Source organism: Sulfitobacter sp. AS92 (genome assembly GCF_038900015.1).
Classification (GTDB): Bacteria; Pseudomonadota; Alphaproteobacteria; order Rhodobacterales; family Rhodobacteraceae; genus Sulfitobacter.
The window spans coordinates 59,788-73,408 of sequence record NZ_JBBMQL010000016.1 but is presented as its reverse complement, the minus strand read 5'-3'; the positions used below and the strand labels follow the sequence as shown (position 1 = coordinate 73,408).

Sequence of the window (13,621 nt, the reverse complement as noted above, 5' to 3'; positions counted from 1 at the left end):
GCGCATGGGAATGCGCCGCCCTTTTTGCATTCGGCCTCCGAAATCGGTTTAGCTAAACACAGATGCCATATTGCGACATCTTGCGAGCAGGTATTGCTGAAAGGGGGAGGGATCCGGTCAGCCAGGTGAAAATAAACCTGACTGAGACCGGCGGCCCGGAAAGAGCCTTGGTATTACAAGGATATACGGACCGTCGTACCGCCGGTGCGGACACCCGCGATACTGGCGGACCATGGCCATCTACCACTCTGGGTACCAGTAAGGTATTCCATACCCTAATATATTACGTATCCATCACAAACATCTGGTTCGCAAATGCAGCCTTTAGAACAGCCTGTGCCGTCGTCTCAACCGACAGCGCTTCGCGGGCAAGACGCAAGTGCTTTTCCACAGTGGCCGCAGTCAGACCCATCAGAAGGGCGATGTCCTGCGTGGTCTTCCCATCTCCGACCCATTCAAGCACTTCCAGCTGGCGCCGCGTGAGGCTGCGGTTAGGGCTGCTATAGGGCAGGGAGAGAATTTTAAGGTGGGCGATCTCATTCATCAGCTGAATGTCGGCCCCATGCTCAGTCCAGATTGCGTCGACGTCCGCTTGTCTCATGCCACGCTTTGCCGTCAGGGCAATCGCACCTTTGGACCGGGCTGAGATCGAACGAAAGCTAATTGTATAGCCAGCCGTAACATCCATAGAGCGGTTAAACTCAATGACACGGCTTTCGGCTTCGGTCAGACCTTCACCGAGCGCGATTTCACGCAAAGCGCCCCAGCTGCAAGCGCCTTCGTTGTTGAGCGCCCAACGCACCATGGGCGCATGGAAATAGAGCCCGCTGTGGAGGTAGCCTTTAAGGTATTCCGAGCTTTGATTGCTCAGAATGACAAAATCCGCCGGATCCCCCAGCGACGTCGGCGTTCGGTAGCGCGTAAAGCCATAAATCAACCGATCGAATCCGAAGTCAGCCATCTGTCGCGTGTGGGCATCCCAGAGTTCTTCGATGGTCGGGCTATGTGCGATCTTGTGTAGATAGTCGCGCAAATTCATTAGTTTGCGAGGCGATGTTGAAGGGCTTGAAGGGCCAAAACATAGCCATGCGCGCCAAAACCACAAATTTGGCCCAGGGCAACGGGCGCGATATAGGAGGTGTGGCGATAGGTTTCTCGCGCATGAATATTGCTCAAATGCACTTCCACCACAGGCAGCTCAACCGAGGAGATGGCGTCCATCAAGGCAATTGATGTGTGCGTATATGCGCCGGCATTTAGGACAATGCCATCGTGCTGGCCGCGCGCTTGATGGATCAAATCAATCATCATGCCTTCATGGTTGGACTGTGCAAACTGCATATCCAATCCAAGCCGCGCAGCTTCCGATGCACAGAGAGCTTCGACATCCGCCAAAGTCGTTTTGCCATAGACCTCAGGCTGTCGCGTGCCCAACAGGTTCAGGTTCGGGCCGTTTAAAATAAGTACAGAGGCCATAATTACTCGCTTACAATCATCTCGATAGTGTTAGCGGAGCGAAACTGGCGCTGTCCAGCGTCAGCTGGCATTGAGATGTTACTGTGGCGAGAAAATCGCAACAATGGGTCGTAGTATATGGATTGATACTTATAATTGGTATTATGTAATTAAACGCTAGTGTGCGGTGCGCGAAAGCGCTTATCCCAATGCATATCCTGCGCCGCGTACAGTCCTAATCGGATCGCCACCGCCTTCGCGGGTCAACGCTTTGCGCAGCCGTGCGATGTGAACATCCACGGTACGGGTATCGACATAGATATCGCGCCCCCAAACATGATCGAGAAGCTGATCTCGGCTGAACACCCGACCGGGCTTTTCCAGCAACGTCGTGAGCAGCCGGTATTCCGTTGGTCCCAGCTTCAACTCACTACCTGCGCGGCTCACGCGGTGACGCTCTGGATCAAGCTGGATGTCATCAAAGCTCAGCAGCGCGCCCGCGGCTGCGGGTCTTGTCCGACGCAGCTGGGTCCGTACGCGCGCCATGAGTTCGCGCAGATTGTATGGCTTGATCACATAGTCATCCGCGCCGGTCTCAAGGCCGCGCACGGTATCGACTTCCTCAGATCGCGCAGACAGCATGATGACCGGGATATGCCGCGTGCTCTCGCGCGTCTTAAGCTGGCGGCACACCTCTATGCCGCTCATCAAGGGCATCATCCAATCGAGGATCACCAGATCAGGTGCGGCCTCTGATACCAAGAGCATGGCCTCTTCACCATCCTCAGCGCGGCGCACCTCAAAGCCTTCGGCTTCAAGGTTATAGGCCAGAACTTCACGTTGCGCGGGCTCATCTTCTACCAGCAAAACCTGTGGCCGTGTTACGTCCATCGTCTCAGTCCTTCGTAGTCACTGAGGTGCGATCGGCTTTTGGCCGGTCTTCCTCGGGCGTGACGCCGGTTACGAGATAGACGACCTGTTCCGCAATGGCCGTGACATGGTCGCCCATACGCTCGACGTTTTTGGCGATGAAATGCAGGTGCATGCAAGCCGTGATGCTGCGCGGGTCTTCCATCATGAAGGTCAGGAATTCGCGGAACAGCGCGTTGTACATCTGATCGACATCTTCGTCGCGCGTGATCACGTCGCGCGCCAGATCAGCGTCGCGCTGGATATAGGCGTCAAGCGCATCTTTCAGCATCGCCTCGACCGCGCCAGCCATGCGGCGGATCGCACCGGTGCTGTCGCTAACCGGCTCCATCTGGTTGAGCACGCTGGTCCGCTTGGCCATGTTTTTTGCATAATCGCCAATACGTTCTAGGTTAGCGCTAATCTTGATGACGCTGAGTGTTAGCCGCAGGTCAATCGCCGTGGGCGCGCGCAATGCAATGACGCGGGCGGCGCTTTCGTTGATCTGCTCTTCCAGCCCATCAATGGCCTTGTCCCCTGCCCGCACCTCATTGGCGAGCTCTTCGTCGCGGGTTTCAAGTGATTGCGCGCCGCGGCGGATGGCGTCTTCGACCAGGCCACCCATTTTGAGGATCTGTGCCTGGACGGCTTCCAGATCGCGGTCGAATGCTGATGCAATGTGTTGATCTGACATGATATTATCCAATACGGCCGGTGATGTAGCTTTCAGTGCGCGGGTCTTGGGGGCGCGTGAAAATGTCGTCGGTGTCGCCATATTCCACGAGGTTGCCGAGGTGGAAGAAGGCGGTTTTCTGGCTCACACGCGCGGCCTGTTGCATCGAGTGCGTGACGATCACGACGGAGTAGTTCTGGCGCAATTCGTCAATCAATTCCTCGACTTGCGCGGTGGCAATTGGGTCAAGCGCCGAGCAAGGCTCATCCATCAACAACACTTCGGGCTCCGTGGCCACGGCACGAGCGATGCACAGACGCTGCTGCTGGCCACCCGACAGACCCGTGCCCGGTGAATGCAGACGGTCCTTCACCTCGTTCCAGATCGCCCCACGGCGGAGCGCCTGTTCGACAATCTCGTCTAGATCAGATTTGTTGCGCGCCAGCCCGTGAATGCGCGGGCCATAGGCCACGTTGTCATAGATCGACTTGGGGAACGGGTTGGGCTTTTGGAACACCATGCCTACCTTGGCCCGCAGCTGCACCGGGTCGACGCGTTTGTCATAGATGTCTTCGCCGTCGATGCGAATATCACCGGTGACGCGCGCTGCATCAATTGTGTCGTTCATCCTATTGATACAGCGTAGAAAAGTCGACTTCCCGCAGCCCGAAGGGCCGATGAAGGCCGTCACTGTTTTATCGTTGATGTCGATGTCCACGTCGCGAATGGCGTGGCTGTCACCGTAGTAGACCTGCACATTGCGGGCCGCGATCTTGACGGGTTGGGTTGTCACGTCACTCTCCGAATATCTGTTGTCTTTCATGGGTCCCGTCCTTTGTTTACCAGCGTCGCTCAAAGCGGCGGCGCAGCAGCACGGCAATGGCATTCATCGAGATCAGGAACACCAGCAAGATGATGATACCGCCCCAAGCACGTTCATAGAAGGCCGGGTCGGCGCGTTTGGCCCATTCGTAAATCTGGGCCGGCATGGCGGAATTCGGGGACATCAGCCCTTCGGCGATGCTCTCCGGCGGGTTGGAGGCGATGAAGCCGACCATGCCGATAAGTAGCAAAGGTGCTGTTTCACCAAGGGCTTGCGCCAGCCCGATGATGGTGCCGGTCAGGATGCCGGGTGCGGCCAGTGGCAGCACATGGTGGAAGACCGATTGCATTTTCGAGGCTCCTACTCCCAGTGCCGCATCCCGGATCGAGGGCGGCACGGATTTCAGCGAGGCGCGGGTCGAGATGATGATCGTCGGCAGGGTCATCAGCGTCAGCACCAGACCACCGACCAAGGGTGCGGAGTTTGGCAGGTGCATGTAATTGATAAAAACCGCAAGGCCAAGGATACCAAAGACGATCGACGGGACCGCCGCGAGGTTGCTGATATTCACCTCAATGATGTCGGTGATCCAGTTTTTCGGTGCGAACTCCTCAAGGTAGATCGAGGCCGCAACGCCGATGGGCAGCGCCAGCACCAGCACCACAAGAATCATCGCAAAAGAACCGATCATCGCCACGCCCATGCCCGCCGCTTCGGGGCGCGCATCAGAGGCGTCGGCGCCAGTAATGAAGTCGAGGTTAAAGCGTTTTTCAATGCTGCCATCGGCGATCAGCGCGTCGACCAGATCGAGTTGTTCGGCGCTGATGTTCTTGTCATTGGCGATGCTCTCACGGGTGACACGGCCCTTGAGATAGCCATCGACGCGGCTGTTGGTGAGAAACTCAAACTCCGGATCGCTGCCGATTAGGCCCGGGTTGGCAAGCACATGGTCGCGCAGCTGTGCGGCGGCATCTTTTGAAAGGATGCCAGCCATAGCCTTGGTCTTCAGGTCGCTTTCGATGCCTGCGGCTTCAATCTTGTTCTCGAAGGCAGCGTTCAGCAGAGGGGAATAACCGAAGGTTGAGACCTTTTTGATGTCTTCCAGATCACGATTGCCGTTCTTGTCGAGCTTGTCTTCCAAAAGCGGCACGGAAAGCGTCACATAGGTCTGCTGGAACGCGCCTGTCCCGCGCGAGATGATGGTAAAGAGCAGCGTCAGCAGCATCAGCAGGCCGATGGTGATGGCTGCAATACCATAGAGTTTGAAACGTCCCTCGGCGGCATTGCGGCGTTTGGTGCGCCCGTCTTGCACCAGCAAGGATGCGCCGCGGGGGTCTGCCATGGGGGCTGCGGGATTAGGGATATCGCTCATTCGTACTGCTCCCGATATTTACGCACGATGTAGAGGGCCAGCACGTTCAGGCCCAAGGTCAGGACGAAAAGGGTCAGACCAAGCGCAAAGGCGACCAACGTTTCGGGGCTGGCGAAATCGCTGTCCCCGGTCAACTGGCTGACGATGCGGGTGGTGATGGTGGTCATGGCCTCAAGTGGGTTGCCGGAGATGCGGGCGATGGCCCCTGCCCCCAGCACCACGATCATCGTCTCACCGATGGCGCGGCTGGCAGCCAGCAGAACGGCCCCGACGATGCCGGGAAGTGCTGCGGGGATGACCACCTGGCGGATCGTCTCAGAATGGGTGGCACCTAAGCCGAAGGACCCGTCGCGCAGCGACTGGGGCACTGCGTTGATGATGTCATCGGACAGGGACGAGACGAAGGGGATCAGCATGATGCCCATAACCAGCCCGGCGGTCAGGACCGAGGTCGCCCCCGACATCCATTCGACGCCCAAAAGCCCTTCGTCACCACGACCAAACACTTGAACAAGGAACGGGCCCACGGTTAGCAGCGCAAAGAGGCCGTAGACGATTGTGGGAATACCGGCGAGGATCTCCAGCAGCGGCTTGGCCGTCGCACGCACTTTCGGCCCCGCATATTCGCTCAGGTAGATCGCGGCGAAAAGTCCGATGGGCACGGCCACCAACAACGCGATAAACGAGATATAAAGCGTCCCCCAAAGCAGCGGCAGGATCGACAGATCACTGTCACCGCGGAAGTTGGGCGCCCAAGAAGAGCCGAAGAAAAAGTCGGTCCAAGGATGCAGGTTAAAGAAGTTAATCGTCTCAAACAGCATCGACAGCACGATGCCCACGGTGGTGAGGATCGCCAACGATGCGGCGAGGATCAGCAGTGCCTTGATGCCGCCCTCGACCCGGTTGCGGGCGCGAAACTCTGCGTTGGTTTCGCGCAGGACAATGAGCAGTCCGGCCAAAGCAATTAAAGCGACGATGATGTTGCGCCAGAAATTGCCCCTGGCCGTCATCTCGCGGAAGGCCTGAGCGGCGCCAAGCACCTCGGGACTAATATCGCCGCCAATCGCCACACCCTGCTCGGCCAGCCAAGCGCGCAGATCGTCTGCGGCAGACAAATCTGCTGCATCCTCCACGCTGATCACCCCAGCAGAAACCGCAGCATCAAGCCCATCTGCCAGACGGCGCACATCGCTCATCAGTAGGTTAACGGATGACCCTTCGGGCACCGCTCCGGCAGGGATCATTTCCACGACCGAAGATTGCACCAGCATCGGCTGAACCAGCAGCCAAATACCTAAGACCAAAAGTGCGGGCACGGCGACGCTCATCACCGCGTTATAGCCGTAATAGCTGGGCAGCGAATGCAGGTTGCGGCTGTCGCCTTGGGCCGAAGCCAAAGCCCGACCCCGCGTAAGGAAGTACCCGCCCAGTGCCAAAGCCGCGATCAGCATGACCAGCGGCAGCACCGCGCCTGATGATAGAATTTGTCCCACATGTCCCCCGGTGGATCAAAAAGCGAAAAACCGGAGGCAGTCACCCGCCCCCGGTGTCGTTGTAGTGAGGTTTAGGAACCGTTGCCCAGCACAGTCTCATCTGTAACCACGGACTGGGTCTCGGCCAGCTCGGGGTCGGATACCAGACCGTATTCGGCCAGCGGGCCGTCGGGGCCAGCCACTTCGTCGGCGACGAAGAATTCAGCATATTCCTTCAGGCCCGGGATCACACCGATGTGGGCTTTCTTGACGTAGAAGAACAGCGGACGCGATACTGGGTAGTCACCCGAGGCGATGCTCTCGGTGGTTGGCTCTACGCCGCCCATGGTGGCTACCTGCAGCTTGTCAGTGTTGTTCTCATAGAAGGCCAGACCGAAGACGCCGATGCCGTCTTTGTTGCTTTCGATCCGCGCCAGTGTCTCGGTGTAGTCGCCGTCGATGTCTACGGATTTACCGTCAGTGCGCAGGCTGATGCACTCTTTCTCGGCGGCCTTCTCGTCGCCGCCCGCGGCTTCGGCAAAGGCTTCAAGATCGCCCGTTTCTTCACAGCCAGCGAGGATCACTTTTTCCTCAAAGACTTCGCGCGTGCCGTGTTTGGTGCCGGGAATGAAGGCTTGGATCGGCTGGGCGGGGAATGCGGGGTTAACCTGATCCCAAGTTGTATAGGGGTTTTCGGTCACTTCGCCGTCGACGACGACCTTGGCGCTCAGGGCTTTGTACCAATCGGTAGGGGTGAATTCGAATGTGTTGCCATCGATGTCGGAGGCGAAGACGATGCCGTCATAGCCAACGCGGACTTCGATGATATCGGTCACGCCGTTTTCTGCACAGACCGCCACTTCGGCGTCTTTGATCTGACGCGAGGCGTTTGCAATGTCGATGGTGTTCTCGCCCACGCCTTCGCAGAAACGCTTGAGGCCTGCCGAGGAGCCGCCCGATTCCACGACCGGTGTCGGGAAATCAAAGTTTTCGCCAAAGGCTTCGGCGACGATAGAGGCATAGGGCAGCACGGTCGAAGAACCGGCAACCTGTACTTGGTCACGCGCGGCAGCGGCAGTTGCGGATACGGCAGCAATGGCCAGGGCGGAAGTGGTGAGTTTTGCGAGTGACATGATATCTCCTGTCAGATGCGAATTAGTGACCACCCCATGGTGATCTGCGCCCCGTTTATGAAAGCGATGCTGTGCTTTTGTGACAGCAACGTTACAGTTTCATGACAGTCGACGTGAATCACCAAATTTCTGCAAAATTCAGTCAGATTCCGTTTTCATCGGCAGAATCACGCGGAATTCAGCGCCTTGACCAGGGGTGCTGGTGATCTTGAGCCGCCCACGGTGGCGATTCATAATATGCTTTACGATGGCCAACCCCAGCCCGGTCCCCCCAAGCGCACGACTGCGGTGGCTGTCGACTCGGTAGAACCGCTCGGTCAGACGTGGCAGGTGAATGGCATCGATTCCGGGGCCGTGGTCCCGGACGCTTACGTGCACCGCCGGGCCGCGCATGGCGGGGTCGTAGGAGGCAATCTCAGTCGAGATATCGACCGTACTGTCACGCCCCCCGTATTTAATCGCGTTTTCGATCAGGTTGGTGAAGACCTGCATCAACTGGTCCGCATCCCCCAAGACATGCGCAGGTTCTTCTCCCAACTGAGGGACCAGGGTCACATTACTATCCGTCGCCAAGGGTCCAAGGTTGCGCAGCGTGCCGCCCAAGACATCGCGCACATCGAGCGGGGCTTCGGGGCGCACGCGTTCCTCTGCCTCCACCCGGCTGAGGGACAGCAGCTCTCCCACCAGCCGGTTCATGCGCTCGGCCTCTTGCGCCATGATGCCCAGAAACCGCTCTCGCGCGGCGGTATCATCGCGCGCCGGGCCTTGCAGTGTCTCAATAAACCCGATGAGCGCGGTCAGCGGGGTGCGCAACTCATGGCTGACATTGGCCACGAAATCGCGGCGCATCTGTCCCGCCTGCGCCATCTCTGTCACATCGTTGAAACTAAGCAGGACGATCCCGTGGTCGCCCAAGGGGCGCAGGCTCACGTCGTAGGTAGTGCCATGCTCTCCGCCGATGCTGTTGAACCGCGCCTGGCACGGCCCTTCGCCGGACAGGCAGCGTTCAACAGCATTGACCAGCGCCGGCTGGCGCAAAGCTGTGACGAAATGACGGCCGATCAGCCCTTTGCCCAGCAAATCTTCGGCAGGCGTATTCAGAACCGTGATCCGTTCTTCGGCATTGATCGCCACACTGGGCAGCGGCAGCGCTGCGACGAGATCGGACAATGTAACGGCGGTGGTCGCCATGTCAGAGCGGTTTAAGATCGCGGCGGAAGCGCGCGGCGTTTTCAGCATAGTGTTTGGCGGAGGCGGTTAGCTTTTGGATCGCCTCGGCGTCCAGCTCACGCACGACTTTGCCAGGTACGCCCATCACAAGGGAGCCGTCGGGGATAACCTTATTTTCGGTAATCAACGCCCCTGCCCCGATCAGGCAGTTTTTGCCGATCTTGGCGCCGTTCAGCACCGTGGCCCCCATGCCGATCAAGCTGTTGTCGCCGATGGTGCAGCCGTGCAGCATGACCTTATGGCCGATGGTGCAATCTTCGCCCACGGTGAGCGGATAGCCCATATCGGTGTGAAAGACGCAGTTCTCTTGCACATTGCTGCCGCGCCCCACGGTGATCATCTCATTGTCGCCGCGCAGGGTGCTGCCGAACCAGACCGAGGCCTCGGGCCCAAGCGTCACCTTGCCAATGACGTTTGCATCAGGGGCGACCCATGCGTCAGGGGCGACTTCGGGGCGGGCGTCGGCGAGGGCGTAAAGGGTCATTTCAATTCCTCAAATTCAGATTGCAGAAGACGGACATGGTCCTTAATCGCGGGTTGCTGGCTTAGCCTCAGACGCGCGGCGGTGATGATGGATTTCAGCCGCGCTTCGGTCTGGTCGAGGTCATCATTCACCAGGACAAAGTCATAGCCATCCCAGTGGCTGATCTCATCCCAGCTTTTGCCCATGCGCTTGGCAATCGTCTCAGCATCGTCTTGCCCGCGGCTCTCTAAGCGGCGTTTCAGCTCTGTAATGGAAGGCGGCAGCAGGAAGATCGACAGCGTGTGTGTGTTCAGGTCCGAGTTGCGGATCTGCTGTGCGCCCTGCCAATCGATATCAAAGAGAATATCTTGCCCCTGATCAATCGCTGCCTGCACCGGCGCTTTGGGAGAGCCGTAGAAATTGCCGAACACATGCGCATGTTCCAGCATCTCGCCTTCGGCCACCGCCTGCCGGAAACCTTCTTCGCCGACGAAGCGGTAGTCCTTTCCATCTTCCTCGCCCGGACGGGGCGCGCGGGTGGTGGCGGAGACGGAGAAGTTGATCGTTGGATCCCATGCGCGCAGGGCGCGGGCCATGGTCGATTTGCCCGCCCCGGAGGGGGAACTGAGAATAATCAAAAGGCCGCGTCGGCTAGGCTTGGTCACGTCTTACTCCACATTCTGTACTTGTTCGCGCATTTGGTCGATGACCGCCTTTAAGGCCAGACCGACAGTCGTTAATTCCGTGCTCTGCGCCTTGGAGCAGAGCGTGTTGGCTTCGCGGTTGAACTCCTGCATCAGGAAATCGAGCTTGCGCCCTACTGGGCCGCCCTGCTCGATCAGCGCGCGTGCAGCGGCGACATGGGCAGCAAGGCGGTCGATCTCTTCGGTGACATCGGCCTTCACGGCAATCAGCGCCAGTTCCTGCACCACCCGGTCCGCATCGGCGCCTTCGCTGTTGTCCAGTACCCGAGCGAGATTGCGGCGCAAATTGGCGGCGGTGTCTTCTTTGCGGTCGTTGGCAAGCCTTGCTGCCTGAGCCGCGAGGCTTTCAATTTCCCCAAGCTGGTTCTGCATTATCTCGGCCAATACTTCCCCTTCTTGACGGCGCATGGCGTTAAAGTCGCTTAACACGGCAGGGAATTCGGACAGCAAGGCTTCACGTAATCCGTCAATGTCTTGAACCTGATCGGTCTGTTCCAGCACACCGCGCATGGTCAGAATGTCGCTCGCCCGCGAAGGTGCCAGCGACACATCGGCGTCCATGGCGCGGGTCTCAATCTCGTGCAGTGCATCGAGAAGCGCGTCAACGTGGGCCGTGTTGACTTGCTGCGAGCCTGCACTTTCGGTCGAAGATATGCGCAGGTTGCAGGTGATGTTTCCGCGCGCCACATCTGCCGTCATTTGCTTGCGCAAAGCGACCTCTAGCCCTTCGATCCAATCGGGGATTCGCAGGCGCAGGTCCAGTCCCTTACCGTTGACCGCACGCAATTCCCAAGACCAACTCCAGCTGTCCTGCGTGCCGGAGGCAGAGGCGAAACCTGTCATGGACCTGATCATCGGCGCGTTCCTTGCTAGGGCGGTCATACCTTGCCTTACGGCGAAACCCCCGCGAGGGGCAAGCCCCCGACCCCGCCGCCACCACCCAGCATCCGTGGATGACCCGTTAACCATTTAGTTAAAAGAGAGACGAAAGTGGTCTTAAACATGGTTATTAATAGTTTGGTAATGTTTAGGGCCTTTCACTGTCGCTGTCGTCCCGCAGACGGCAGCTGTATTGGCCGAGTCCTTAAGGGTAAGTTTGATGGACAATGCAGGCCAAACCGCGCAGAATGTTGTCGCCATGTCAGATCATCGGAGGCATGTTGGCTATGGCCCGCTGGCGCAGGTCGAAGCTTATTGGGAAGCATTGCGCGGCAACAGATTGATGCCGCGACGGTCTGATATTGACCCACGCGGGATCGAATCCGCGCTGGAGTTTGCCTTTATTCTCGAACGTGTCGCGGTTGGCGTCGGCCGGTTGCGCATCGCAGGCGGGCATCTGCGCGATCTTATGGGGATGGAGGTCCGCGGCATGCCGATTACCGCTTTTTTCGGCACGCAGTCTCGCCCCCGCGTGGCTGAAGCGCTTGAAGAAGTCTTTCAGATGCCCGGCCAGACCACGCTGCACCTTAGCGCGCCCGCCGCCTATGGTCGCCCCGCTTTGACCGGCCAGATGCTGCTGTTGCCGCTTAAAAGTGATCTCGGCGATGTGAGCCGTGTGCTGGGCTGTTTGGTCGTGCAAGGCGAGATTGGTCAAACCCCGCGCCGCTTTGATCTGGCGCAGGAAACACGGCACAACGTTTTGGGAAGCGCGACCAAGGCGTTGACCTATGCCAGTCATCGCCCCGAACAAAGCTTGCCAGAGGAATTTGCCTTTGCCGAGGACAAAGGCCGCTTCACCCGCTCTGAGCGGGCGCAGTTGCCGCCCTATCTGCGCGTGGTGAAGTCGGAGGAGGAATAACCCCCGCTCCGACGCCTTGATCAAATTGAAAACGCCGCCCTGCAAAATGCGGGCGGCGTTAATCTTAATCGTTCTCAGCCCGACGCTGCTGTTACCCGGCCGCTCGTGTCGCCTGCGTCGCGCGCCGGTTTGACAGTTCCTCAGCCACCAAAAACGCCAGTTCCAGCGATTGGCTGGCGTTCAGGCGCGGATCGCAGGCGGTGTGGTAGCGGTCCGACAGGTCTTCGTCGCTGACGGCCCGCACGCCGCCGGTGCATTCGGTCACGTCTTGGCCGGTCATTTCGAAATGCACACCACCGGGGACAGAACCTTCGGCGTTATGCACGGCGAAGAACTCATGCACTTCGCGGAGCACGGAATCGAATGGCCGGGTCTTGTAGCCGGTCGAGGATTTGATCGTGTTGCCATGCATCGCGTCGCAGGTCCAGACGACATTCGCGCCCTCTTCCTGCACCGCTTTGACCAGACGCGGCAGGTGATCGCCCACCTGCCCCGCACCAAAGCGCGAGATCAACGTCAGACGGCCTTCTTCGTTGTCCGGGTTCAGCTTGGCCATCAGCTTTTTAAGGTCATCACTGGTCATTGAGGGGCCGCATTTTAGGCCGATGGGGTTTTGCACACCACGGGCAAATTCCACATGCGCGCCGTCTGGCTGCCGCGTGCGGTCGCCGATCCAGATCATGTGGCCCGAGCCTGCCAACCATTTACCGGTCTGGCTGTCACGGCGGCAAAGCGCCTCTTCATACTCCAGCAGCAGGGACTCGTGGCTGGTGTAGAACTCTACCGACTGCAGCGTATGCGCGGTTTCGGCGGTCACGCCAGCAGCGGCCATGAAATCCAGTGTGTCGGAGATGCGGTTGGCAATCTCGCGGTATTTCTCGGCTTTTTCGTCATCGGTGAAGCCCAGCGTCCAGCCGTGGACCTGATGCACGTCGGCATAGCCCCCGGTCGAGAAGGCGCGCAGCAGGTTCAGCGTGGCGGCAGCCTGTGTGTAGGCGCGCAACATCTTCTGCGGGTCGGGGATGCGCGACTCGGCGTTGAAGGCCAGATCGTTGATGATGTCGCCGCGGTAGCTGGGCAGTTCCACGCCATCAACCGTCTCGGTCGGGGCCGAACGCGGTTTGGCGAATTGGCCAGCCATCCGGCCCAGCTTGATCACGGGCACCTTGGCCCCGTGGGTCAGGACAATGGCCATCTGCAACATCACTTTGAATGTGTCGCGAATGGCGTCCGAGCTGAACTGCTCAAAGCTTTCGGCGCAATCGCCGCCCTGCAAAAGGAACGCTTCGCCACGGCCAGCCGCTGCCAGATGTCTCTTCAGTCGGCGTGCTTCGCCTGCAAAAACGAGGACCGGATAGCGAGCCAGCTGTGCCTCAACCGCTTGCAATGCGGCTTGGTCAGGGTAATCGGGCATCTGGACGCGCGGTTTGCTGCGCCAGCTCGAGGTGCTCCAGTCTGTCATCTTTCTACTCCGCTCCACAGCGCCGAGTGTCGGCGCTTCGTGATCTTTCTTTATACAAAGGCGCGGGGAAAGTGACCAGAACCGAAATGCGGCCTATTGACGTGGCGAGAGGCCCGTGGGCAATGTT

The 13,621-nt window shown here is 58.9% G+C and carries 14 protein-coding genes; 1 reads left to right on the top strand and 13 read right to left on the bottom strand.

Annotated elements, in window-relative coordinates; translation table 11 throughout:
* Positions 1–283 precede the first annotated feature (283 nt).
* The 12 genes from WNY61_RS18370 to WNY61_RS18315 form a co-directional block, all read right to left on the bottom strand.
* Positions 284–1,039 carry a LuxR family transcriptional regulator gene (locus WNY61_RS18370; RefSeq protein ID WP_342852890.1) on the bottom strand — a complete coding sequence of 252 codons (756 nt, stop codon included), beginning with the start codon at positions 1,037–1,039 and terminating at the stop codon, positions 284–286.
* Positions 1,039–1,476, bottom strand: coding sequence for a type II 3-dehydroquinate dehydratase (gene aroQ, locus WNY61_RS18365; RefSeq protein WP_342852889.1), 438 nt, complete (start codon positions 1,474–1,476; stop codon positions 1,039–1,041). The genes WNY61_RS18370 and aroQ overlap by 1 nt, the downstream gene beginning before the upstream one ends.
* 180 nt (positions 1,477–1,656) lie before the next feature.
* Entirely contained in the window at positions 1,657–2,346 is a 690-nt protein-coding gene (gene phoB, locus WNY61_RS18360) for a phosphate regulon transcriptional regulator PhoB (RefSeq protein WP_007119646.1), read from the bottom strand.
* 4 nt (positions 2,347–2,350) lie between these two features.
* Positions 2,351–3,058, bottom strand: coding sequence for a phosphate signaling complex protein PhoU (gene phoU, locus WNY61_RS18355; protein ID WP_007119647.1), 708 nt, complete (start codon positions 3,056–3,058; stop codon positions 2,351–2,353).
* Positions 3,059–3,062: 4 nt separating this feature from the next.
* Positions 3,063–3,860, bottom strand: coding sequence for a phosphate ABC transporter ATP-binding protein PstB (pstB, locus tag WNY61_RS18350; protein ID WP_342852888.1), 798 nt, complete (start codon positions 3,858–3,860; stop codon positions 3,063–3,065).
* A 16-nt stretch (positions 3,861–3,876) separates the two neighbouring features.
* Positions 3,877–5,232 (bottom strand): phosphate ABC transporter permease PstA, encoded by a 1,356-nt coding sequence (pstA, locus tag WNY61_RS18345; RefSeq protein WP_342852887.1) that lies wholly within the window; start codon positions 5,230–5,232, stop codon positions 3,877–3,879.
* On the bottom strand, positions 5,229–6,683 hold the full coding sequence (pstC, locus tag WNY61_RS18340; RefSeq protein WP_342852893.1) for a phosphate ABC transporter permease subunit PstC: 1,455 nt from the start codon (positions 6,681–6,683) through the stop codon (positions 5,229–5,231). The genes pstA and pstC overlap by 4 nt, the downstream gene beginning before the upstream one ends.
* Before the next feature lie 113 nt (positions 6,684–6,796).
* Entirely contained in the window at positions 6,797–7,837 is a 1,041-nt protein-coding gene (locus WNY61_RS18335) for a substrate-binding domain-containing protein (RefSeq protein WP_342852886.1), read from the bottom strand.
* Between the two features lie 138 nt (positions 7,838–7,975).
* Entirely contained in the window at positions 7,976–9,028 is a 1,053-nt protein-coding gene (locus WNY61_RS18330; RefSeq protein ID WP_342852885.1) for an ATP-binding protein, read from the bottom strand.
* Between the two features lies 1 nt (position 9,029).
* Positions 9,030–9,551 carry a gamma carbonic anhydrase family protein gene (locus tag WNY61_RS18325; protein WP_342852884.1) on the bottom strand — a complete coding sequence of 174 codons (522 nt, stop codon included), beginning with the start codon at positions 9,549–9,551 and terminating at the stop codon, positions 9,030–9,032.
* Positions 9,548–10,195, bottom strand: coding sequence for a guanylate kinase (gene gmk / locus WNY61_RS18320; protein ID WP_342852883.1), 648 nt, complete (start codon positions 10,193–10,195; stop codon positions 9,548–9,550). The genes WNY61_RS18325 and gmk overlap by 4 nt, the downstream gene beginning before the upstream one ends.
* Before the next feature lie 3 nt (positions 10,196–10,198).
* A complete protein-coding gene (locus tag WNY61_RS18315; protein ID WP_342852882.1) occupies positions 10,199–11,089 on the bottom strand; it encodes a YicC/YloC family endoribonuclease in 891 nt (296 codons plus the stop codon).
* A 244-nt stretch (positions 11,090–11,333) separates the two neighbouring features.
* Between WNY61_RS18315 and WNY61_RS18310 the strand changes: the two genes are divergently transcribed.
* Positions 11,334–12,032, top strand: a complete 699-nt coding sequence (locus tag WNY61_RS18310) for a PAS domain-containing protein (RefSeq protein ID WP_342852881.1) — start codon at positions 11,334–11,336, stop codon at positions 12,030–12,032.
* Positions 12,033–12,123: 91 nt separating this feature from the next.
* Here the strand turns inward: WNY61_RS18310 and WNY61_RS18305 are convergent, their stop codons facing one another.
* A complete protein-coding gene (locus WNY61_RS18305; RefSeq protein ID WP_342852880.1) occupies positions 12,124–13,494 on the bottom strand; it encodes a 3-deoxy-7-phosphoheptulonate synthase class II in 1,371 nt (456 codons plus the stop codon).
* Positions 13,495–13,621: the final 127 nt, after the last annotated feature.

What these genes read in the sequence shown, in the direction of transcription:
- phoB (WP_007119646.1), bottom strand. Translation starts at nt 2,346, where the DNA reads ATGGACGTAACACGGCCACAGGTTTTGCTGGTAGAAGATGAGCCCGCG.
- pstB (WP_342852888.1), bottom strand. Translation starts at nt 3,860, where the DNA reads ATGAAAGACAACAGATATTCGGAGAGTGACGTGACAACCCAACCCGTC.
- aroQ (WP_342852889.1), bottom strand. Translation starts at nt 1,476, where the DNA reads ATGGCCTCTGTACTTATTTTAAACGGCCCGAACCTGAACCTGTTGGGC.
- pstA (WP_342852887.1), bottom strand. Translation starts at nt 5,232, where the DNA reads ATGAGCGATATCCCTAATCCCGCAGCCCCCATGGCAGACCCCCGCGGC.
- WNY61_RS18310 (WP_342852881.1), top strand. Translation starts at nt 11,334, where the DNA reads ATGGACAATGCAGGCCAAACCGCGCAGAATGTTGTCGCCATGTCAGAT.
- WNY61_RS18335 (WP_342852886.1), bottom strand. Translation starts at nt 7,837, where the DNA reads ATGTCACTCGCAAAACTCACCACTTCCGCCCTGGCCATTGCTGCCGTA.
- WNY61_RS18315 (WP_342852882.1), bottom strand. Translation starts at nt 11,089, where the DNA reads ATGATCAGGTCCATGACAGGTTTCGCCTCTGCCTCCGGCACGCAGGAC.
- WNY61_RS18305 (WP_342852880.1), bottom strand. Translation starts at nt 13,494, where the DNA reads ATGACAGACTGGAGCACCTCGAGCTGGCGCAGCAAACCGCGCGTCCAG.
- phoU (WP_007119647.1), bottom strand. Translation starts at nt 3,058, where the DNA reads ATGTCAGATCAACACATTGCATCAGCATTCGACCGCGATCTGGAAGCC.
- WNY61_RS18370 (WP_342852890.1), bottom strand. Translation starts at nt 1,039, where the DNA reads ATGAATTTGCGCGACTATCTACACAAGATCGCACATAGCCCGACCATC.
- pstC (WP_342852893.1), bottom strand. Translation starts at nt 6,683, where the DNA reads ATGCTGATCGCGGCTTTGGCACTGGGCGGGTACTTCCTTACGCGGGGT.
- WNY61_RS18325 (WP_342852884.1), bottom strand. Translation starts at nt 9,551, where the DNA reads ATGACCCTTTACGCCCTCGCCGACGCCCGCCCCGAAGTCGCCCCTGAC.
- WNY61_RS18330 (WP_342852885.1), bottom strand. Translation starts at nt 9,028, where the DNA reads ATGGCGACCACCGCCGTTACATTGTCCGATCTCGTCGCAGCGCTGCCG.